Below are 21,031 nucleotides of genomic sequence, written 5' to 3'. Positions count from 1 at the left end.
GCCCCGCAAGCTCAAGGATTGACAGGGTACAGCATGATCTCCCCGGTCCTGATCTCCACGAATCCGCCCAGCGCCATCGGTTCACCCAGACATTCGAACATGATTACATCGCGGCCAAGCCGCAGATAACCGGTCCCGTCTTCCTCTATATTCTCCAGTATACCGGTCAACATGACAACATTCCCGTCCATACGTATCTCACAACGGCCTCCGTGCGCTGGCACAATATCCACCCAGCGCATGAACAGTGGAGGCAGCTCAAATTCAGCCTCGCAGGTCTCCCCGGCAGTCACAGCGGCACCGCACCAGGTTCCTCTGCCCTCGCCGAATTCGGACGCGAAGAGTACCTCATTCTTCTTCAGGCTTGTCCCAAGTATGTTTATGTTCATCCTCATTAGCTCCATCTTCATATGTTATACCGCTCATTATACATGACATGGGGCCAGCAGACATATCAGGTGTAATTCTGCGTCGCCTTGTTCAGATACGTGCTGGGATGCAGCCAGGGATGTTTGAAGAATTCGTGCTTGTCGCGGATTTTACGGGATACCCCAAGATCATAATCAATCATCCGTTTCACCTTGTCTGCGAACGGCTCACTCTTAACCAGCATTCCCATTTCGAAATCATGGCAGGCGCTTCGTTCGTTGATATTATACGAGCCGTGGAATACAGCCCGCGCTCTGTGGTCATAAGTGATTTTCCAGTGGGAGAAGCGTTCTGTAAAGCTGTAGTCATAGAAGGACACCCCATTGCAGAAAGGAATGTACATATTGCTGCGCACCGCCGCCTTGTTCGTAGGATGATCATTGACCTCAAGCGGATTGCATATTGAGATATGGCGGGAACACTCCGGTCCAACTTCACCGAGCCGGTCCCAGAAAGCCTGGTCGATCAGATAAGGATTCACAATAATAGTCTCTTCGGCGGCATACGTAAGCAAATCCAGATAATACTGCTGAATCAGATTCACCGGATTTCCGGGAAAACTTAGAAAGAGCGTGCATTCTTCCCCGCCGAATTCATAGTTTGCCGCTGGGTGGTAGAACGGGTCTTCCACCTCAAAGTGATCTCCTCCAAGCAGAAGCCATCTGGCGTGAAAAGCCTCATTCAGCGGCCGGGCAGCCTCCCCTTGAATCCGGAAGCAGCCGTCATGCCACTCCTCTTCCCTGGAGGGAATCCCAAGCGGACGTCCGTCAATCTGTTCAGTTGCCGACTCCCGGATAGGCGTTGCAAAAGTATACTGGTCACCGATATTGAGACTTCCTATAATGGACGTTGTTCCGTCAATGACCATAAATTTACGGTGGTCGATCACATTCAGCCCGGTAATTTTGACATCCTCCTGCACCTTGTCCTGCAGAAAGAGGATACTCTCAGGGACGCCCTGAGACTTCAGTTCCTCACGCTTCACTGCCCATTCCGCAGCAGCGTAGCAGGAATGAAATGTATCCTTCAGCCGGGCTCCAGCCTGCTCAAGGACTGCTGCAATCTCGGAGAATCTTCCTACTTCAAGATTGCTTCCGTATCCCAAGGCGGTGACGGTGTAATTCACCAGCATCCGGACCTCTACTCCCCGCTGAAGCGCATGAAGCAGCTCCGAGGCGATCAGATTTCCCGAATGGTCATTGAAGAACAGCATCACGGACAGATGGATATAACGCTGTGCATTGCGGATCTCTTCCAGCAGCATCTCCAGGCACTGCGGCCCGTTCACATATGGATCCACCTTGTTATGCCCTGTAGTCTGCGGCGCCAGCGCTCTAAGCTTGCCGGAATCGAGGCCGGACACGGCTGATGCGAGCTGCTCAAGCAGCTCCGGGCTGAATCCGGGAAGCTCCTCCAGCTGCCGGACATCGGTGATCACACCCCCATGCTGTGCCTGCCGGTAAGCACGGACAGCAGCGCTGTCCAGAATAGGCTCAATAATAGAATCGGCGGCGTCCGTGTTCTTAGCGATAGTTCTTAAATAGCCGCCGGATATCCGGTAATTCACGTAATCCGCGAGATCCTGCCGAAGCCGTTCATCCCACTGCGCTGCAGGTAATTGCGGCAGTTGCTTGTTCCTATGTATATTTCCCATTCGATCCCCTCATCCCTTTCATTCCCCACTCTCTTCAGGTCCCGCCTGCGCGTTACAGCTCGTGTAAGGGTAAGCTTAGATACCCGGCACGCCTGTTTTATAAACGTTCCGCTTCTTAACAGTATTTTCTTCCGCCTCCCGCTGCGGGATGCCAAAGGGGAAACCCCGGCAGCCGTTAAGACTGCCGGGGTTTCCCCGTAGTGAGTGTGTATATTAGCTAGTTTAATAGGAGAGCTACATAATTATAGCCCGGAGGGCTGAAAAAGCTTCAGCGCGGCAATCCGCTCTACCGCTTCCGCAAGCCGGTCCTCCTCACTGACCAGCCCCACCCGCACATATCCTTCGCCATAGGCGCCGAACCCGATGCCTGGCGCTACCACCACATGAGCTTCGTCAAGCAGCAGGTCAGCGAAGCTCTGCGAGGTATAGCCTGCAGGAACCGGGAGCCAGGCGAAGAAGGAGCCGCGGGGGGCTTCCACTTCCCATCCGATGGTGCGCAGACCCTGAATCAGGACATTACGCCGCGCTTCATAGCGGGCCACATTCGCCTGTACCGGGGCCTGCGGGCCAAGTAATGCCGTTCTGGCTGCCTCCTGCACCGCGCCGAACAGGCTGACATACATATGATCCTGCAGCAGGTTAAGGCTCTCGATCACGCTGGCATTCCCTACGGCGAACGCGACGCGCCAGCCGGCCATATTGTAGGTTTTGGACAACGTATAGATTTCGATGCCATTCTCCTTCGCACCCGGGGTCTGGAGATAGCTCCGCGGCTTCTGCCCTTCATAACCAATGGCGGCGTAGGCAAAATCATGCACCACGCAAATGTTGTGATCCGATGCGAACTGCACCGTTTCCCTGAAGAAATCCGCGGTCGCCACAGCTCCCGTAGGATTATTCGGATAGTTCAGGAACATCAGCTTCGCCTTCGCGGCGGCTTCCGGGCTGATGCTGCCATAATCGGGCAAAAACCCGCGTTCTGCCGTCAGCGGCATCATCTCCATAACAGCCCGTGCCAGCTCAATCCCCGACCAATAGTCCGGATAACCGGGATCAGGCACCAGCGCCGTATCCCCCGGATTGAGCAGACACTGCACCACCTCAACCAGACCGGTCTTGCCGCCGAACAGAATGGCGACTTCACGTTCCGGTTCAAGCTCTACTCCATATTCCCGCAGGTAGAACTCGGCCACGGCTTCCTTGAGGTAGGTATGGCCGCGAAACGGCGGATATTTATGATTCAGAGGGTTCACTGCGGCCAGCTGGAGGGACTCCACGATATGGGCCGGTGTAGGCATGTCCGGATTGCCTTGCCCCAGATTGATTACGTCATGCCCTTCGGCAGCAACGGCTCCGGCTCTGGCGACAAGCGCGGCGAAGAATTGCCTGGGCAGAGATTTCAGCATTTGTGAAGGTTCAAAACGATTCACGGGCATGCTCCCCTCTTCAATCCGGAATTATTTGCTCAATTCTTCTGCGTTATACAGCTTAACATCCAGAGGTGCAGTCAGGAATTCTCCTGCTTTGGCGGCGAAGCCGGTGAAGTGCGGGCTTGTATTATGGGCGGCTACAGCCGCCTGGTCACGCCAGATTTCGACCATGATGTAGGTATTTCCGTCAGCTGTATGCTTATACAATTCATATGAGATGTTGCCTTCTTCTTCGTGGGTTGCGGCAACCAGGGTCTTCGCGACTTCAAGGAACTCCTGCTCACGTGCGGGATTTACCTGAAGCAATGCGTGGATAATAATCATTTAGTATTCCTCCTAAGTTTCTTGAATATTAACTCAATGGTCCAGTATTATCCAATATTTATTTCCACTGGGCAACAGTGTCAACCGGCAGACGGACGGATGCATAGCCTTCTTCAACCGCTTTGCCGATCGATATCAGCATGACCGGAATATAACGCTCTTTGTCCATATCAAACAATTCCGCAATCTGATCCTTCTCGAATCCGCCGATCGCGTTCGTGTCATAGCCATGGGCACGGGCTGCCAGCATTAATTGCATCGAGACCAGACCGGCATCAATCAATACCGTTTCTCTGTTCACGTCCGCAGGCAGCTTCGCGAAGTGGGCACCCAGAGAGGTCAGCTGTCTTTCTTTTACCTCAGCAGGCATCAGTCCGCGTTCTACAGCCGTTCCGTAGATTTCTTCAGCATAGTCGAAGTTGTTCAGATCACCGAATACGGCAATCATTGCTGCGGAGGTTTCTACCTGAAGCTGATTGAATTTGGCAATGGTGGCCAGCTTGGCTTTGGCTTCCTGGCTTTCGATGATAAGGAAACGCCAAGGCTGCATATTAACGGAGGAAGGGGCCAGAGTCGCTTCAGTAAGGATCTCTGTCATTTCCTCTTTGCTGATTTTGACGGAGGTATCGTATTTGCGGATTGAGCGGCGTCCTGTAATAATGCTTGTGAAATCATTGTTTCTGGTTGTGTTCATGAATAATAAGCTCCTTTATGGTTTGATTATAGGTGACGGCTACAGTAAATTAATATTATATTGCAGCCGGGTAAGCATCTCTGCGAGTACGGTGCGTTCCTGTTCATTGAACCCGGTAAGAAGCTCGCTGATGAAGCGGGTCTTCTCTTCCCGGTAGGAATTAATATGATCCCGGCCGTGATCGGTCAGAGAGACGAGGGTGACCCTGTTATCGGCAGGATTATTCCGGCGGGCAATCATTCCGCTGTCTTCAAGTCCTCTTAAGTGGCGGGTGACCGCGGCGGCATCGATATCGAGTGTCTTTTGCAGCGAAATCTGGCTGATCTCGGAGACTCGAAACAATTCCTGGAGAAGGCGGAACCGGGTGGGTGTAATGCCCGCACAGCGCTCGAACTTCGGGCTGATTCCCTTATGCAGCGCCTGCAGCAGCTCAAAGATTGTATCTTCATCGGGCAGATGTTCTGTCAAAATTAACCCCCTTACGCAAATATATTGTGCAAAACCTTTTTGACAAACCTTACTTTACACCGGAATCGTTGACCCGTCAACTAATAAAATTAAAGAGGAGTTTGCCCGTATGAAAATAGCCCTGATTCAGCTCGATATAGCATTTGGCAATCCGGAGGTGAATTATGCTGCGGCAGAACGCAAAATCCGCGATGCCGCCGCCGGTAACCCGGACTGCATAATCCTTCCTGAATTATGGACGACCGGCTACGATCTGACCCGGCTGGACGAGATCGCAGATCACGGGGGCCGCACTGCGGGGACCCTGATTTCCGGTCTGGCCCGGGAATACGGGATTAATATCGTCGCCGGCTCTGTCGCCGTGAGGCAGGATACCGGGATTACCAATAGCATGTTCGTCTTCGACCGTACCGGAGCACCCGCCGGGCAGTACAGCAAGCTGCATCTGTTCAAGCTGATGGATGAGCATCTCTACCTCCAGCCCGGGTCAGCCAAAGGACTGTTCAAGCTGGACGGCACCTTATGCGCCGGATTAATCTGCTATGATATCCGCTTTCCCGAATGGGTCCGTGTTCATATGGCAGAGGGCGCTGAAGTGCTGTTCGTCAGTGCAGAATGGCCGCTGCCCCGCTTATCCCACTGGCGGGCGCTGCTAATCAGCCGGGCGATTGAGAACCAGTGCTACGTGGTGGCCTGCAACCGCTCCGGTTCTGATCCGGCCAACATCTTCGGCGGCCATTCCATGATTATTGACCCTTGGGGAGAGATTGTGAGCGAGGCTTCCGGCAGCGAAGAGATTCTCAGCGGCGAGATCGACCTCGCCAGGGTGCGGGAAGTACGCGGGCAGATCCCGGTCTTCTCCGACCGGCGGCCGGAGCTGTATCTGTAGGGCAGATAAGACGCCCTCTCCAGGGATTCAGGGGCATTTCTGCTCCTCATTTCCGCCAAATGCCCGCTTCCCTCGAATTCAGGGGCACTTGTGCCCCTCATTTCCGCCAAATGTCCTTCCACTAACCAATTTAAAGGGATTTTTCCCTCTATTTACCTACAAATACCCTCCCACCACCAACTTAAAGGGATTTTTTCCTCTATCTACCTCCAAATGCCCTCCCACCAACCAATTTAAAGGGATTTTTCCCTCTATCTCCCCAAACAGCAAAAAGCACAGGCGAATTTAGCTCGCCTGCACTCGTCTGCATTAACCTGCACCCTTCTCGTGTGCACCTGCCTGCACCCTTCTCGTATGCACCCGCCTGCACTCTTCAATGACCGCCCGCTCTCCACGCTCTCCATGACTCCCGTTACATAGCACGCTTGCTTCAGCGCGCATACCTCTCCCGCAGCACACGCGCCGCCTCCAGCACACGCGGATCGCCGTACTGAAGGTTGAAGCCGGTCTCCTGCTGCAGGCGGTCCGCCGGCTTCAGCAGGGTGCCCCGGCGGGCAACCGCCTCCCGTATGCCTGCGGTGAAGACTGCTACCGAATCCGGGCCGCCAAGCTCCCCGAGCGCGGCGATCGTCTCCGGACGCACGCGGGGATAATCCAGCGATTCGTCCCCGTCCGCTGCCGCTGCATAGAAGCTGCGGATGAGTTCTCCGCGTGCAAGCCCGGAGCCGGACACGACAACAAACGCGTGGACGAAATACGCGTTGCTCTGTCTCCGCTGGGCGATGCCGCAGAACTTGCGGCCGCCGATGGCCAGATCGAAGTCACCGGGGCAATACGACCCGGTGACTTCTTCGGCACGGATCAGCGCCGCCGCCTGCGGATGGCTCACAGCTACGGCTTCGGCAATCAGCGAAGCCAGCAGCCGGAAATCATCGTGAAAGTCCAGCTTGCCCGGACTTTTGGGCAGCAGCAGGGACACGTTGACAATTCCGGCATCCAGCGGCACCGCAGCGCCGCCTGAATGCCGGACCGCCGTGCGGATTCCCTGCTCCTCAAGCGCCTGCATCGCCGCCCCCGCACGGGGCAGCTTGCTGTCCCGCAGCCCCAGCGCCACACCGCCCGGGTGGCTCCAAAGATGAAGTACCGGCGGAACCGCTCCGCTTCCGACATCACGGCACAGCATTTCTTCGAAGGCAAACGGAAGCAGCATATCCTGCCCGGATTCTTTTCCCTCCGCATCCCCGCTCAAATGCGTGAAGAGCACCATCTCTTCAGGCAGCCTGCCCGCCACTCCATTTTCCAGCACATCATAAGGTTCACTTCTCATTCGGATTGCCTGCGAGTCCCACTGACTACCTCTTTCCCGGATACGGCAGGCCGGACACCGCCCTAATCCCGCAAGTCACGCTGCGTATTCCGCTGTGTTGTAATTACACTTTCTTAATTAGTCCTATTGTAACCGATCTGCACACTGGCCGCGAAGCCTGGAGCCTATAAACTCTGTATTTGAAATGGCGGCTGGAACCCGTTATCCTTAGAGGATAAGAAGATAATCCCAGCCATAAGAATCGCGTTGAAGCTCATGCTATACACAACCCTTAGGAGTGATGCCGCATGACAACCGAACAACTGACAAAGGACAGGCAACTAAGCAAGGCCAGACAATGGGAGCAGGCAATGAACAAGCTGTATATCAACTTCCGGGACTACAGCCAAGATGTGCTGAAGGGCTTCGGAGATGAAGATATTCATCAGGCCAGAGTCAACAGCCGCAAGCTGCTGACGCTCCTGTCCATTCTTGATCCGGGCCATTCGGCTACGGAAGAGTTGTACAGCACATTCAAGCAGGCACAGAAGAAGCTCGGCAAGGTAAGGGACGCAGATGTACTGATTGCATCGTTCAAGGAACGGCGCAAGGCCGCCAAAGAGGCGGGCGATGTCAAAACCGCCGAACTGCTCACAGCAGTAATCAAACACCAGAAGGCCAAGCGGAAGACATTCCGCAAGAAGCTGGAGGATGCGCTTCCCAAGCTGACCGGCAAGGCCCTAGACGCGCAGTGGACCCCTTTTATCGATACACAGCTGGAGCCGCTCGCCGCCAAGAAAGATGCCAATGTGGTCATGCGCGAGCTTGAAGTCGCTTTTGAACAGAAGAAAAAAGCCTGCAAGACTCTGTTCAAGGGGCCTGAGGCTGAATCGAAGGAAGCCTTCGAAGCGCTTCATGAGCTGCGGATTGCCGCCAAGCATCTGCGCTATACCGCTAATGCGGCCGCTTTTGCGCTGAATCAGAAATTCCATGCCCACGAGGCCATCTACAAGGATATTCAAGAGCAGCTCGGGGTGATTAATGATAAGCGCGTGTGGCTCGAAACACTGAATTCCATTGGACGTGAAGAGCTGGATGTCGGTAAAAAAACATGGGCGGCGTTCACCGAAAGTCTGCGCGCAGAGGTACTGGAAGCATTGCACCAGAATGAGGTTGTCCCTGTAGTTCCTGGAGCAGAGAGCACGAAATAGCGGCATTATATATATTCCCGAAAATACAAAGGCAGGACGCTGCATGATCCTCATGCGGCATCCTGCCTTAATTCTTGGGCTGCGAGTGCCAGGAAACGCTGCCTGGGAAGAATCGCGGGCCTGTGCTCCACGATATCCGCGGCAAGCGGCGCTCCCGCCCCTCCCCGTTACAATACCTTAAAGAGTACCGCGTACCACTCCGGCAACTTTGTTTAACACACCCTGATATACGGATTTCGGCCGCAGGCCGACCAGCTTCTCCACAGGTTGGCCTCCGCTGTATACGATCACTGTAGGCATGCTCATCACACCGGCTTCCGATGCAAGCTCCGGCAGTTCATCGCAGTCCACCTTAATCATACTCACGTCTTCCCCGTATTCGGCATTCAGCTCTTCCAGAATCGGCAGCAGGGTTCTGCAAGGCGGACACCAGGACGCACCGTAATCCACCAGCACGGTTCCGCCAGCCTTCAGCTGTTCACGCACAGCTCCGGCGTTATCGGCAATTATCATAGCCATCTCAAGCCCTCCTTCAACTCTCAAATGATTAACCTCAATTATATAAGCTGAACTTAAGATACTAACTTAAAGCTTAGTCGTCACTACGGTGAATATTTGGACTTCCGGCTGCTGTCGCTCCTACAGTTCCAGAATCCCCCTTCGATCCTTATAGCTTCTTGTTATTTTCTTCTATTCATCTTATCGATCCGCCTTATTCAGCTTCATTCTGCTGCTCTTGCAGAATTGAAGCCATCCGGTCCTGCAGGTTCAGCTTGATCTGATTCAGCTCAATCAGCTGGCGTTCAATCTCCTCCAGCTTGCTCCGGTACAGCGGCATTACTTCTGCACAGAACGCCTCTTTATTCTTGAGGACACAGTTCAGGAATCCGGCAATCTCTTCTGTCGACAAGCCAAGATTCAAATACAGCTTAATCGTCTCCACCGTATCCACGGCAAGCGGAGAGTATTCACGGTACCCGTTGTCCTGGCGCAGCGGTTTGATCAGTCCCTGACGCTCATAATATCGCAATGAACGGACGCTTACGCCCGTAAGTGTGGCTAATTCACCTATTTTCATGGCATTCTCCCCGGGGTTCATGAGAAATGGTCTGCACTCAGTATAAACCCTGACACTAGTGTCAGGGTCAAGGTGTTTTTTCAGAACAAACAAAAAAACCAGCCTAAGCATAACTTAAGCTGGTCTCCACATTATCTTACAGCAGTCCCGTTGCCCATAACCCGCCTCTGCGGATCATCTGCCGGAACGGCTCTACCGAGAAGGAAGGCAGATGATGGCCAGGCATCAGGTAGACTACCCGCCCTTGTCCGAATTCATGGCACCAGGCCGCCTGCCGCATAGCCCCTCCATGGGGATATTCTGCGAGAATGGTTGATTCGAAATATGGCAGCTGCTCAAAATAGTACGGCTCATCCTCAATTACAAAGTCATTGATGCCCTGCATAATCGGATGCTCCCGGCTGGGAATCGTCATATGAAGCGCGGTATAGTCCGGATGGTGGGTGAAATGGGCGCCCAGCATTACGCCGAGCTCCTGATTGCGCTGCAGGGAGATCCCGTTATGCACTACGAGCAGACCGCCGCCCCCAGCCACATAAGACAGCAGTGCACCGCTCTGCGCAGCGGATAATTTCTCATCAGAGAATTCAGTATAGGAGACCACCAGCTTGCAGTCCGACAATTGTTCCTTGTTCATCAGCCCGTAATCCTCAGTCGATACGACCTGAAGCTCCGGCTCCAGCAGCTGCTCGATCTCGCGGTCTACTCCCGTGAACGGATGATATTTAACCTCGGTATAGCTGCCAAACGCAAGTGCTTTGAAGGAAGTCATTGCATTCACACCTCTCTTGTGCAAAGTTGATCATCTATTATTGCTTAATCCATTATCCCACAAAAGTCCGCTGCTGTTACCAGGGCCAGAGATTGCCGTCCAGATCGATGTACACCGGTTCCTCACCCAGATATTTCTTATGATCCTGTACGATATTCATGATCTTATACGCTGATTCCTCCGGGGGAATCGGTGCTTCCATATTCTTCTCTCCGCTCATATAAGACTGCAGCCAGCCGGGATGAAAGACCATCACCTGTCCGCCCAGCTTACGCAGATGATTGTGCATCAGCGAGGACTGCATATTCAGCGCCGCCTTCGACATGCAGTAGCCGTACATATTAATTCTTTTGTTCCGGCTGATACTGCCTGCCTCTGAGGAGATGTTAATAATTAGCCGCTGCTTGCCCTGCAGAAGCAATCCCATCAACGCGTTGCTCACCCGGAGTGCGCCGAGCGCATTCACATTATAGAGCTGCGCCATAGCCTCATCATCCATATCCACGAGCATTGTAGCATTGTCCGCCTGGTGGATAATACCGGCATTGTTGATAATAATATCGATGTGTCCTGTACTGCCGGCAATACTCCGCGCTGCCTCTTTCACGCTCTCTGCGCTGCCGATATCAAGAGGGACCAGCATCAGCGTGTCCTGGTATTGCGCTTTCAAAGCCTCCAGTGCCTCCACTTCCGGTAAATACCGGCCGGCAAACACTGTGTATTTATTCTCAAGAAGAAAGCGTACCAGATAAAACCCGAGCCCGCGGTCGGCACCGGTTACAAAAGCGACCCTTTTCATGAATTGCACACCCCCTCATACCTGCTTATTTATGCGCAGAGCGTTGCTGCATCACTCTCACATTAGCATGGCAATAGGGCTTAATCAACATCCCGTAAGGGAGGGGGATAAGCCTGCTGAACATTCTTTTGCTTTAATTTTGAACTATGTTACAATCAAGAATAATAGTTGTTAACAACACAATTGTTGACAAGATGCTTTCTAAATTCTATTCCAGGAAGGTGATCCTCTGATGTCTATTCAACAAATCCATACACTGGATGAACTGCAACAATACGTAGGGCAACCCGGCAAAAAATTGCTCTTCAAGCACAGCACCACCTGCCCGATCAGTGCCAAAGCAAATGAGGAGTTCCAGGCCTATACACAGAATTCTGACACGCCTGCCGCCATTGTACATGTCATCGAAGACCGTCCGGTCTCAAATCAGATTGCCGAGGATTTCGGGATTAAGCATGAGTCGCCGCAGATTTTCCTGCTGGAGGATGGTGAGGTCCGCTGGAACACTTCCCACTGGAAAATCACCCGTGGCGCCATCAAGGAAGCTGTGGAGCAATGAGCCAGAACGTAATCATCTATTCCACATCCGGCTGCAGCGACTGCAATCAGGTGAAGCAGCTGCTTGAGAGCAAGGGCATTCCCTTCGAAGTCAGAGATGTGATGACCAGTACCGTCTATCAGGAAGAAGTCGAGAAGCTGGGCTTCATGGGTGTTCCAGTCACCGTATCCGGAGACCGGGCTGTCAAGGGCTTCAATCTTCCTGAGCTTCAGGAGCTTATTGAGGCAGCTGTACAGTAAGGATTCAGTCAGTTATGCAAAATGGTGCCGCCCTCTTTACAGGGCCGGCACCATTTTTGTCGTTCAGATCTGTCAGGCCGGGAATGTAACCCCCGTCATAGCTTCACTCAGCTCCCACAGCGTCAGAGCGTTGCCCGGATCAATCGCCCAGTCCTGCACCCCAGGCTGGTGCGAATCCCCGGACTCCGCTACAGGAGCGATGTCAGCATCCTCGCAATACACGCCGCCCTTGCCGTCGAGCAGCGGACTCACCGCGCACCAGACACTGGTCGCGGCTCCCTGCTGGACCGTCTTCATATGACTTGTACGCCCGGCCGGAATGCGGTTGCCCGCTTCATCCAGCGCCCCCATGCCGCGCAGCTCGTCATCCGACAGATGCCGGGCCAGATCGGTCAGGATGCTGCCGGGATGCACGGAGAATGCCCGGACACCATGTGCTTGCCCGCGTTTGTCCAGTTCAAGGGCGAACAGCACATTGGCGGTCTTCGACTGGCCGTAGGCTGTCCATTTCTCATAGGCTCTACGCTCAAAATTCACGTCTGCGAAATCAACACCGGCAATGCGATGGCCGCGTGAAGATACGGAGACTACCCGCGTGCCTCCGCCCTGCACCAGCGCCGGCCAGAGCCGGGCCGCCAGCTGGAAATGCCCCAAATGGTTGGTCGCGAACTGCGCTTCGTACCCGCGGCTGTCGCGGGCCAGCGGCGAGGCCATGATGCCTGCGCTGTGAATCAGCATATGCAGCGGCCGGCCGGAGTCCAGGAACCGCTGCGCGAAGGCATCCACAGATGCCGGGTCCAGCAAATCCAGCGCCTCCAGCTCGACACCGGGAATCCCGGCAAGGGCAAGCCGGGCCTTCTCCGGTGTCCGAACGGGAACTATCACAGTGGCCCCCGCGGCAGCCAGGACACGTGTGGTCTCCAGGCCCAGGCCGGAGTAGCCGCCGGTCACGACCGCTATTTTACCGCTCAGATTATGGCCTTGGATTACTTGCTCTGCCGTAGTGTCCGGACCATATCCGGAAAGAATCGGTTGCTGCTTAGCTTTCGCGTTATATAACCCGCTGTTCGTCTCTTGATTCATCCCAGTATTCATTCCTCGTTCCTCCTCTGTTCCATTTCCGCGATGAACCTGCCGTCCTTAAGCTCCCGGAAGTTCTTCAGCTTGTATTGCATAAGCTCCAGTGCCGCCGTAAGTTCCGTGAGCTGCTCTTCAATCAACGTTTTATGCCCGTCCAGCACACTGTAGCATTCCTCGTAGTCCTCTTCCGCTGAAGCCCGGATATATTCTTGAATGGTGCGCAGCGGCATATGGGTTCTTTTGAGAATAGCGACGAAGTGCACCCTGTCCAGCTCACGCCTGCTGTATGCCCGCTGGCCGTTCTCCTTGCGGCTTGCCGGGGGGAGCAGCTTGATTTTCTCATAATAGCGGATGGTATCCTGGCTGAGTCCTGTCCGCTCTGCTACCTCGGCAATCGTAAAAGCAGTCTCCATTTGCTGCCGGCCTCCTTCTTAGTCTGGCTTTCAGGCTTGGTACTTTATTGACAGTCTGCCCTTACAGAATCAAATGATAATCCCTGGAGTATGGTCCAAGTCAAGCGTTCGGGAAACGGGGGATTAGGCCCTCCGGGATGTATCGTTTGCAGGGCTAGAACGGAAGCATTTTCGTAGAATCAGGCTCTAATTCAGGGGCAATTTGTAAACCGCCATAATTACCCTAATAACACAATCACGAATCTATTTGCCTTACGGGTAACGCATACAATAACATCGATCTCCCATTATCTCCCGATTACTCACTAATACACCATTTTTCAAAAATCCATTATTGACGGTATTTCCGTCTAACGCATTAATATTTCCGGAGTTCTCCTGCCGCTGCCTCTCAAAAATAAAAAACGGCGATTGAGCGAGATAAACGGATGATAATCGGCCACATATATGGTTTTAGTCTCCAATATTCCTCGCAAAGCAGCAATTTATTGCAAATCCGGCGCAGAAGCACTCTTTTCCATTTTTACAAAGACAACCCTGAAAGGGTATGATTCGTGTTGAAAGTTACCAGTGAAAATGTGAATGCACGCTGAATTTCCGCTAAGCGGAAAACGGGGGAACCATCAGGCCACAGGCCTACTTGGGGTGAATCCGAAGGAGACTTCAATTACGCAGTCTCAAAAGGTAGGGCGACTCTCACCGTCCGAATCCGACAGCTAACCCCGTAAGCGTAAAGAGAGAGATCTTGATCCGCCACGATTTTGCCCCAGGCTTCTTACGCCTGCAACAAAACCGCAGCAGAGGTCCTCCTCTGTCTGCGGTTTTTTGCGCACTTATTCCGGCGGATCAGCATTTCGGCAAACCAATCAGCTACATATCCAAACTATAAATCGCCCACATTCAGGAAGGAACGTGTCCACATGCCAGACCCATTATCGTCCGAAGCAGCTGCCGCTGCCGGATTCACCGGCTATATTGAACAATACAGCGGAACCATCTATGCGCTAAGCTGTCTGCTGCTGGAGAAGGGCGCCCGCGCCGATCAAGCCACAACTGCCACATTCGCGGCACTCTATGAGCCGTGGCTGAAGGGCAGCATCCCATCGGACTTCTCCCTTGCCGCCTACAGGGAATGCATCCGGCAATGCTCGCTGGTTGCTCAAGACCGCGGCCGCTGCTCTTCTGCCCTGCTCACCTGGGAGGATCAGATCGCCAGCGCCTTATGGTACGGCATCCAGCTGCCGCTGCCCGAGATCAGCCTCATCCTGCAGCGAAGCGTCCCTGAGCTGAAAGCGCAGCTCAGAGGGATTCGCGAACAGATGGCTGCTGCGCGGCCAGCTGTCCCGCGTCCGTCGGCGGGATAGGGAGCTGCTGGGTGGGGTCTGACTTATTAAGGCCAGAATGATTACAGTAGCTTGGTTATGGTAGATCGTGGATTCATTTTGGTGGATTGATTAGGATCAATGTGGTTAAGGACGTGTGTTTGCTCCTGCATCAATAGCTTTAATCATGCCACTGCGATCCATGCGGACTGTAGATCCGTTATTTCGCCCAATCAGGCGAATCAGCGATCCATGCGGACTCAGAGGACCTTAACTAACCAGTTTCGCCTCATTTTGAGCTCCCTTGAACAATATAAGCGCTCCTGAGTCCGCAACAGGCAAAAAAGCAGACTTTTTCACAAAATAAGGTCCTCTCAGTCCGCGTAGCAAGCGCTGCATAGAGTAAATCCGCAGACGTCGTACATATTAATAAAAGCCGTAGCATCCGCCACGGCTCTCCATTTGCTATGCTATCCGTTCCAGTGCCAGAAATCAGCGCTTGCCCTTGCCGCCCTTGGCGAACCGCCAAAAAGCCATGCAGCATCCGAGCAGCCCGACGCCCAGCAAGATGGTCTGCAGTGCTCCCAGCCAGGTCGATTTGTCTGACGGGATCAGGCTGCTGATAATGATCAGCAGGATGGAGAGCACGACCAGCACGGGGGTCTGTCTACTTTTTTTCACAAAAAATCACCACTCCTAATTACTAATATTACTAAGGTACACTATCTGCTGGGTTTTAACCAGTTTGGGGTGGTTTGTACTCACTCTATAGAACAGCATTATTCATAAGCCCGTTTCGCGATCAATCATCCGATGCATATTCAATCCACTTATAGATATCATTGAAATCATCCAGATAGCTCACTACCACACTGTTCAGCTCCAGATCATCACTTAGCTTCTGCTGCTTAATCGTTCTAAATCCATCTAACATAATATCCGCCCGCTTCACAAAAGTCTATCTGTTTAGATACGAGGATTAACAATAACATTGCTAATCGGTTTTATTGTAGATATAATGTGTCTGTAATAACTATCTGGTGAAATTAAAGGAGATCGGGCTATGACGGAGTTCTGGGAAGCAAGCTTCATAGAAAAACAAACGATGTGGGGATTTGAACCTTCTGACTCGGCCATCCTAACCAAGGACTTTTTCCTTGAAAAGAATGTTAAAGACATCCTGATTCCCGGCATTGGATATGGCAGAAATGCAAAGGTTTTTACGGACAATGGAATAGACGTTACTGGTATTGAAATTTCGCAAACAGCGATTGACCTGGCGAGGCAGAGCGGACTGAATATGAATGTTTACCACGGCTCGGTAACCGATATGCCATTTGACAACAAACTCTATGACGGTATATTCTGCTATGCCCTGATTCACTTATTGGATCAGCGTGAGCGGGAGAAGTTCATTCAGGATTGTTATAATCAGCTGAAGCCTGGTGGATATATGGTCTTTACAACGGTATCCAAAAAAGTACCAATGTACGGTAAAGGCGTCCAACTGGATACAGACTATTTCGAAATCATGGACCGAGTGAAAATGTTTTTTTATGATGCTGACTCCATTCAACAAGACTTTGCCAACTATGGTCTGGTCGAGATATCAGAAATAGATGAGCCCGGTAAGAATATGAAAAACAAACCTTCCTTAAACTTCTTAATTATAAAATGTAAAAAGGAAGGATAGCGCTCCAAGCGCACTGTCTGCATAAGTAGAAAAAGCCCACCCGCCTCCCCCGGCGAATGGGCTTTGATCTATGTTTACTGGCTGCGCTTCTGATATCTGCCAAAAGCTATGATGGTCACCACCATACCCACAATGCCTATACCCGTTAGCATCCCTTGCGTGAAATCTATCAGGTTGCTTCCGTTAGAATGAATAATCCGGCTCGCTGTTAGTGAAAGAAAAGAAGCTGCAAACAACAATCCGGCGTTTTGCTGATGCTTTTTATCCATAACTCCCACTCCTTAGATCTTATAAGCCTTCATCGCTTTTCTAATCTCCTTGATGCTAGGACGCTTGCCGTACATCAGGACGCCGGTGCGGTAGATCTTGGCGGCGAGCCAGCCGAAGACGAAGGTCGTTGCCAGCAGGATTGCCAGTGAGACCATGATCTCCCAGAAGGCCACATGGCCAACGCCGATCCGCAGCAGCAAGCTGAGTGAAGAGGTGAATGGAACGAAGCTCGCTACCTTAACCAGCAGGGTATCCGGGTTCGAGATGCTGAACAGCGGCAGGTAGAAGCTGACGAAGCCCACCATCATCACAGGCATAACTGCCTGCCCCAGATCCTCTGTCCGGCTGACAATCGAACCTACAGCTGCATACATCAGGGCATACAGGAAGTAACCCAGGATATACAGGATAAATCCATACACCAGAATGCTGGCATTCAGCTGTCCCAGATCCAGGTCGAAATCAGTCAGGATGCCGGAATTGTGCGGCAGCATCAGGTTAACAGCGATGCTGGCAGATATAATGGCGATCTGCAGCAGGCCGACGAGGAAGATCCCGATGACCTTGCCGAACATCTGTGTTAATGGTGATGCGCTGGTGATCAGAATCTCCATGATACGCGAGCTTTTCTCCGAGGTAATCTCAGCGGCGATCATGTTGCCGGTCATCATCACCGACATGAAGAATAGCATCAGCAGGACGTAGACGACAACATAGTTAATGACCGGCTTGGCATCCCCTTCTTCTGAACCCGAGGCTGCTGCATCTGCATTCAGCTGCTCTGTACCAATTGAAACTGGAGCGAATATCGCTGCTACCTGGCTCTCCGTCAGCTTATCGCCGACAATAAGTCCGGTATTCACCTGCTGCAAAGCAGTTTGAAGATAACTCTGCACTTTGTCGCTGATATCCCCGTCTTTACTGTGATACGTTACCGGAGGTACCCCCTCACTGCCCTCTGAAGCAAAGGTGAGATAACCCTCAATCTTCTCGTCCTCCAGCCCTTGCTTCAGCGCAGCATCATCTGCGGAGGTATAAGCTGTGAATTCGACTTGGGCATCTGTTTCAGCCGGTGGTGTATACGCCAGAAGCAGTTCGGCAGGCCGGAAGCCCTGCTCGGCAACCACTCCGATTTGCGTAGCTTCCTTAGCACCGTCTTCTCCCTTAAACACCTTGATCAGATAAGGAATATTCATCCCGATACTCAGCAGGAGCACCAGAATTAATGTTGTAATCATGAAGGACTTGGTTCTTACCTTGTTCTTGAATGTGAAGTTGATAATGCTCCCCATCTTATTCATTAGATTCACCCACCGCTCTGATAAAGATTTGGTTTAGCGTCGGTTCCTTAATCTCGAAATGCTCTACCTCGCCCTGGGCCATGGCCAGCTGCAGAATGCGCTGCGCTGCACCAATCTCGCTGATGGACAGCAGATATCCGCGTTCCTGGCGCTCCACTGCAGTAACTCCGGCAATCTCCGCAAGCCCGTTCACTTCCCCCGCTGTACGCAGGACGACTGCTTCCCGCGGATACCCCTTCTTGATCTCACGGATATCCCCCTGAACTACGGTATTCGAGCGGTCGAGAATCGTAATATTGCGGCATAACTCCTCCACATGCTCCATCCGGTGGGTGGAGAAAAGAATACTCGTGCCCTGATCCCGCATCTCTCTGACTGTATCCTTCAGCAGCTCCACATTCACCGGATCGAGGCCGCTGAAGGCTTCATCCAGAATCAGAATCTTCGGCTTATGGACGACGGCAGCGACGAAGCCCATCTTCTGCTGATTGCCCTTGGACAATTCTTCAATCTTCTTATTGTAGTATTCCGGAACGTCGAACCGGTCCAGCCAGTAACGCAGGCTCTTATCCGCCTCACTTGCCGGCATGCCGCGAAGCCGGGCCAGATAGATAATCTGATCGCTTACTTTGACCTTCGGGTAGAGCCCCCGCTCCTCTGGAAGATAACCCATCAGATGCTGAAGCTCCGTACTATACGGCTTGCCGTTATAAAGAATCCGGCCTTCATCTGGATAGATCAGACCCAGCACCATGCGCATAGTCGTCGTTTTGCCGGCGCCGTTTGCACCCAGCAGACCGTAAATTTCGCCTTGTTCTACCTTCAGACTGATTCCGTTGACTGCTGTCTTATCACCGTACTGCTTCACTACCTGTTCCAAATGCAAAGCTTCCATTCCTTATTCCCCTCTCTTCTGGTCAATCAGAACCGGACGATGTCCCCGGCTCCATAAGCTTAGGATTTCATCAAGCTCCAGGCTGCGGCTCTTGATAACCTTTACGCCCAAATCATGAATGCGTTTCTCATATTGATAGATTTGCTGGGTCAAAAATGAAGCCACTCCCGGCGTCTCCAGCTTAAGCTCCAGCGCCTGTGGCAGCTCTGCTGCCAGTTCCTCCAGCGCCTGTCCGCCTTCTGCCTGAACCCATATTTCACTCCAGGAGCCGAACAAGCTGTCCTTCTCGGCCATTCCCAGCAGCTGCCCCTGATGCATCAGGACAATGTAATCCGCCAGCCGCCGCACCTCTTCCACAATGTGGGTCGAGATCACGATGGTAGCCTCATGCTCATCCATGTACCGCTGGAGAGTCTCAATCATAATCTTCCAGGCAAAAGGGTCAAGGCCGGAAGACGGCTCATCCAGCAGCAGCAGCCGGGGCTTCGCAGCCAGGGCCGCGGCAATCTCGAATTTGCGGCGTTCACCCTTGGACATCTTGCCCAGCCTGGCATTCTCCGGCACCTCCAGCTTCAGGAGCAGCTCCTCGTAATAGCCTTGGTCCCAGGCAGGATACCAGTGTCGGCGGAATCCGGCAGCCTCGCTGGCTGTCCAGAGATTCTCTTCATTCTGCGAGATCTCCGGTACATAAGCGATAGTCTGGCGGAGCTGCAGCGGCAGCCCGTCACGATAGGCTTCCTCAAACCAGCGGATCTCGCCTTCCTCTGGAAAAGTCAGCTGCAGCAGCATGTGCAGCAGCGTGCTTTTGCCGGAGCCGTTCTGGCCCACCAGCGCAGTAATGTATCCCTGCGGCAGATTAACATTCAGCGGCCCTACCGTCTTGCCCCTCCGCTTCTTGCACACATTCCGTAGTTCTATGGCTTGCTGTACCATGAGATCCCCGTCCTTCATTTCTGTTTCCCGTATTTGTCCTGCACAATTTCCTTGAACAGCTGTGTCAGCTCATCTTCACTGCAATGTACGGACAGCCCCACATCCACTGCACTCTCCAGCGCTTTGCGGATGGCGTCCTGCTTATAGCCTGCCATGGTTCCGTCTCCTACATGGGAGACGAAGGTGCCCGTTCCCTGTCTTGTGCGCAGCAGCCCTTCATTCTCCAGATCCTGATAGACCCGCCGGACGGTGATCACACTGCACTTCAGGTCACCCGCAAATTCACGGATGGAAGGAAGCAGGGTGCCCTCCGTGATCGTGCCAGAGATAATCAGCGATTTCAGCTGGGTTTCGATCTGATGATACAGCGGCTCTGCACTGTTCTCATTAATTTGTATGGGTATCCACATGATACGCACCTGCCTTCCACGCTCCGGCATGCCGGACTAACACTTTGCCCCGTTTCATACGAGATCACGGCTCTTCAGCCGGTGAATCGTCCACCTGGAGAACAGCTGCACCGATACAATGCCGAGCAGCAGCGAACCCCACATCAGAGGAGACAACAGCCCCCACTCCTTGGAGACAGCCACACTTGCAATCAGCAGATTCCCTCCGGCCAGATAGACCAGTCCAGCAATACCCATGGACAGAAATATGACGATGATCATAATCAGGAAATATGCTTTGCCGCTGAACGAGAACTCGATAAAAATGTATATTCCGGCAATAACCAGACCGCATCCAATCCAGGTAAGGGCAAATGCGAGATACGCGGTGACCGGCAGTTCGCTGCGTATATTGGCGCCGATCGTATAGATTAAACCAAAGTACAGTGTGCTGTTCAGGATAAAGGCAAACAGCGTATTCAGTTTTCTTTTGCAGAGAATGACCTCAGCAGGTACCGGCAGGGACCGCATATAAGCCAGCATTCGGGTATAGGTATCCTCCGCCAAATACTTCATATTTCTCCGGGAGAAGGTAATACCCAGCATAGAAATAATAGTGACCAGCAAAACATCGCTCAGCAGCCTCCCCTCGCCCCGGTCCATCGCATCATCCAATACCATTCCGGCCAGTGCGGCCATATACCCCATGAATACGACGGCGAACAGCAGTGCCCACAGCAGCTTCAGCCTGTCACCGCGGAAATCGCTGCGCACGATGAACCATGCATTCTTTAATGTTGTCATAACCGTTAACCTCGCTTTGTGATTTCATCATCGGCAGTCGGCAGCAGATTCACACAGTTCAGTGTGCTTCTCTCTGTGC

27 protein-coding genes and 1 riboswitch are annotated in these 21,031 nt (G+C 52.8%); of the genes, 6 read left to right on the top strand and 21 right to left on the bottom strand.

Going from position 1 to position 21,031, the window contains the following annotated elements:
* Window positions 1-11: 11 nt before the first annotated feature.
* The 6 genes from NSQ73_RS33165 to NSQ73_RS33140 all read right to left on the bottom strand — a co-directional run bounded on the left by NSQ73_RS33165 (window position 12) and on the right by NSQ73_RS33140 (window position 4,999).
* Window positions 12-389 carry a hypothetical protein gene (locus NSQ73_RS33165; protein WP_340990428.1) on the bottom strand — a complete coding sequence of 126 codons (378 nt, stop codon included), beginning with the start codon at window positions 387-389 and terminating at the stop codon, window positions 12-14.
* 65 nt (window positions 390-454) lie between these two features.
* Window positions 455-2,083 carry a phospholipase D-like domain-containing protein gene (locus tag NSQ73_RS33160; RefSeq protein ID WP_340990427.1) on the bottom strand — a complete coding sequence of 543 codons (1,629 nt, stop codon included), beginning with the start codon at window positions 2,081-2,083 and terminating at the stop codon, window positions 455-457.
* 242 nt (window positions 2,084-2,325) lie between these two features.
* Window positions 2,326-3,513, bottom strand: coding sequence for a pyridoxal phosphate-dependent aminotransferase (locus tag NSQ73_RS33155; RefSeq protein WP_340990426.1), 1,188 nt, complete (start codon window positions 3,511-3,513; stop codon window positions 2,326-2,328).
* A gap of 27 nt (window positions 3,514-3,540) precedes the next feature.
* A complete protein-coding gene (locus tag NSQ73_RS33150; protein ID WP_076246217.1) occupies window positions 3,541-3,837 on the bottom strand; it encodes a putative quinol monooxygenase in 297 nt (98 codons plus the stop codon).
* Between the two features lie 58 nt (window positions 3,838-3,895).
* A complete protein-coding gene (locus NSQ73_RS33145; protein ID WP_171719688.1) occupies window positions 3,896-4,531 on the bottom strand; it encodes a nitroreductase family protein in 636 nt (211 codons plus the stop codon).
* A gap of 39 nt (window positions 4,532-4,570) precedes the next feature.
* On the bottom strand, window positions 4,571-4,999 hold the full coding sequence (locus tag NSQ73_RS33140; RefSeq protein ID WP_171719687.1) for a MarR family winged helix-turn-helix transcriptional regulator: 429 nt from the start codon (window positions 4,997-4,999) through the stop codon (window positions 4,571-4,573).
* 109 nt (window positions 5,000-5,108) lie between these two features.
* Between NSQ73_RS33140 and NSQ73_RS33135 the strand changes: the two genes are divergently transcribed.
* Window positions 5,109-5,888 (top strand): carbon-nitrogen family hydrolase, encoded by a 780-nt coding sequence (locus NSQ73_RS33135; protein ID WP_340990423.1) that lies wholly within the window; start codon window positions 5,109-5,111, stop codon window positions 5,886-5,888.
* A 430-nt stretch (window positions 5,889-6,318) separates the two neighbouring features.
* Here NSQ73_RS33135 and NSQ73_RS33130 read toward each other — a convergent pair whose 3' ends face one another.
* Window positions 6,319-7,215 carry a lipoate--protein ligase family protein gene (locus NSQ73_RS33130; RefSeq protein WP_340990421.1) on the bottom strand — a complete coding sequence of 299 codons (897 nt, stop codon included), beginning with the start codon at window positions 7,213-7,215 and terminating at the stop codon, window positions 6,319-6,321.
* Between the two features lie 287 nt (window positions 7,216-7,502).
* Here NSQ73_RS33130 and NSQ73_RS33125 point away from each other — a divergent pair, with 287 nt between their 5' ends.
* On the top strand, window positions 7,503-8,405 hold the full coding sequence (locus tag NSQ73_RS33125) for a CHAD domain-containing protein (RefSeq protein ID WP_042133279.1): 903 nt from the start codon (window positions 7,503-7,505) through the stop codon (window positions 8,403-8,405).
* Window positions 8,406-8,582: 177 nt separating this feature from the next.
* On the opposite strand, the gene NSQ73_RS33120 is transcribed toward NSQ73_RS33125, so the two are convergent.
* The 4 genes from NSQ73_RS33120 to NSQ73_RS33105 form a co-directional block, all read right to left on the bottom strand.
* Complete coding sequence (locus NSQ73_RS33120; protein WP_340990420.1) at window positions 8,583-8,924, bottom strand: thioredoxin family protein; 342 nt, start codon at window positions 8,922-8,924, stop codon at window positions 8,583-8,585.
* 193 nt (window positions 8,925-9,117) lie between these two features.
* Window positions 9,118-9,483: a MerR family transcriptional regulator gene (locus NSQ73_RS33115; RefSeq protein WP_340990419.1), complete on the bottom strand. Its 366-nt coding sequence runs from the start codon at window positions 9,481-9,483 to the stop codon at window positions 9,118-9,120.
* 136 nt (window positions 9,484-9,619) lie between these two features.
* Window positions 9,620-10,255 (bottom strand): ThuA domain-containing protein, encoded by a 636-nt coding sequence (locus NSQ73_RS33110; RefSeq protein WP_340990418.1) that lies wholly within the window; start codon window positions 10,253-10,255, stop codon window positions 9,620-9,622.
* A 76-nt stretch (window positions 10,256-10,331) separates the two neighbouring features.
* Entirely contained in the window at window positions 10,332-11,054 is a 723-nt protein-coding gene (locus NSQ73_RS33105; RefSeq protein ID WP_340990416.1) for an SDR family NAD(P)-dependent oxidoreductase, read from the bottom strand.
* 232 nt (window positions 11,055-11,286) lie between these two features.
* On the opposite strand from NSQ73_RS33105, the gene ytxJ reads away from it, so the two are divergent.
* Entirely contained in the window at window positions 11,287-11,613 is a 327-nt protein-coding gene (gene ytxJ / locus NSQ73_RS33100) for a bacillithiol system redox-active protein YtxJ (RefSeq protein ID WP_039306673.1), read from the top strand.
* A complete protein-coding gene (locus NSQ73_RS33095; RefSeq protein ID WP_042133269.1) occupies window positions 11,610-11,852 on the top strand; it encodes a glutaredoxin family protein in 243 nt (80 codons plus the stop codon). The genes ytxJ and NSQ73_RS33095 overlap by 4 nt, the downstream gene beginning before the upstream one ends.
* 72 nt (window positions 11,853-11,924) lie before the next feature.
* Here NSQ73_RS33095 and NSQ73_RS33090 read toward each other — a convergent pair whose 3' ends face one another.
* Entirely contained in the window at window positions 11,925-12,947 is a 1,023-nt protein-coding gene (locus NSQ73_RS33090; RefSeq protein ID WP_340990415.1) for an oxidoreductase, read from the bottom strand.
* Window positions 12,944-13,345, bottom strand: coding sequence for a MerR family transcriptional regulator (locus NSQ73_RS33085; protein ID WP_340990413.1), 402 nt, complete (start codon window positions 13,343-13,345; stop codon window positions 12,944-12,946). The genes NSQ73_RS33090 and NSQ73_RS33085 overlap by 4 nt, the downstream gene beginning before the upstream one ends.
* Window positions 13,346-13,922: 577 nt before the next feature.
* Window positions 13,923-14,090: riboswitch (cyclic di-AMP (ydaO/yuaA leader) on the top strand.
* Window positions 14,091-14,265: 175 nt separating this feature from the next.
* Between NSQ73_RS33085 and NSQ73_RS33080 the strand changes: the two genes are divergently transcribed.
* Entirely contained in the window at window positions 14,266-14,709 is a 444-nt protein-coding gene (locus NSQ73_RS33080; protein WP_340990411.1) for a hypothetical protein, read from the top strand.
* A gap of 450 nt (window positions 14,710-15,159) precedes the next feature.
* Here NSQ73_RS33080 and NSQ73_RS33075 read toward each other — a convergent pair whose 3' ends face one another.
* Both NSQ73_RS33075 and NSQ73_RS33070 read right to left on the bottom strand, forming a co-directional pair.
* Window positions 15,160-15,348, bottom strand: coding sequence for a hypothetical protein (locus tag NSQ73_RS33075; RefSeq protein WP_340990409.1), 189 nt, complete (start codon window positions 15,346-15,348; stop codon window positions 15,160-15,162).
* A gap of 121 nt (window positions 15,349-15,469) precedes the next feature.
* Entirely contained in the window at window positions 15,470-15,601 is a 132-nt protein-coding gene (locus tag NSQ73_RS33070) for a hypothetical protein (RefSeq protein ID WP_340990408.1), read from the bottom strand.
* A 129-nt stretch (window positions 15,602-15,730) separates the two neighbouring features.
* Here NSQ73_RS33070 and NSQ73_RS33065 point away from each other — a divergent pair, with 129 nt between their 5' ends.
* Window positions 15,731-16,360 carry a class I SAM-dependent methyltransferase gene (locus NSQ73_RS33065; RefSeq protein ID WP_340990407.1) on the top strand — a complete coding sequence of 210 codons (630 nt, stop codon included), beginning with the start codon at window positions 15,731-15,733 and terminating at the stop codon, window positions 16,358-16,360.
* 74 nt (window positions 16,361-16,434) lie between these two features.
* Here NSQ73_RS33065 and NSQ73_RS33060 read toward each other — a convergent pair whose 3' ends face one another.
* Genes NSQ73_RS33060 through NSQ73_RS33035 form a run of 6 tightly spaced genes read right to left on the bottom strand, consistent with a single transcriptional unit; the run spans window position 16,435 to window position 20,952 of the window.
* The gene (locus tag NSQ73_RS33060) at window positions 16,435-16,629 is read right to left on the bottom strand and encodes a hypothetical protein (protein WP_340990405.1); all 195 of its coding nucleotides are present in this window, start codon (window positions 16,627-16,629) and stop codon (window positions 16,435-16,437) included.
* 12 nt (window positions 16,630-16,641) lie between these two features.
* A complete protein-coding gene (locus tag NSQ73_RS33055) occupies window positions 16,642-17,931 on the bottom strand; it encodes an ABC transporter permease (RefSeq protein ID WP_340990403.1) in 1,290 nt (429 codons plus the stop codon).
* Window positions 17,924-18,826, bottom strand: coding sequence for an ABC transporter ATP-binding protein (locus tag NSQ73_RS33050; RefSeq protein ID WP_039306699.1), 903 nt, complete (start codon window positions 18,824-18,826; stop codon window positions 17,924-17,926). The genes NSQ73_RS33055 and NSQ73_RS33050 overlap by 8 nt, the downstream gene beginning before the upstream one ends.
* Before the next feature lie 3 nt (window positions 18,827-18,829).
* The gene (locus tag NSQ73_RS33045) at window positions 18,830-19,759 is read right to left on the bottom strand and encodes an ATP-binding cassette domain-containing protein (protein ID WP_042140701.1); all 930 of its coding nucleotides are present in this window, start codon (window positions 19,757-19,759) and stop codon (window positions 18,830-18,832) included.
* Between the two features lie 14 nt (window positions 19,760-19,773).
* Window positions 19,774-20,169 (bottom strand): GntR family transcriptional regulator, encoded by a 396-nt coding sequence (locus NSQ73_RS33040; protein WP_039306744.1) that lies wholly within the window; start codon window positions 20,167-20,169, stop codon window positions 19,774-19,776.
* A gap of 54 nt (window positions 20,170-20,223) precedes the next feature.
* Window positions 20,224-20,952, bottom strand: coding sequence for a hypothetical protein (locus NSQ73_RS33035; protein WP_042133233.1), 729 nt, complete (start codon window positions 20,950-20,952; stop codon window positions 20,224-20,226).
* Window positions 20,953-21,031 lie beyond the last annotated feature (79 nt).

The sequence above is a fragment of the Paenibacillus sp. FSL R10-2736 genome, from assembly GCF_038000245.1.
Lineage (GTDB): Bacteria > Bacillota > Bacilli > Paenibacillales > Paenibacillaceae > Paenibacillus_AQ > Paenibacillus_AQ phytohabitans.
This window is presented reverse-complemented; position numbering and strand designations above follow the sequence as displayed.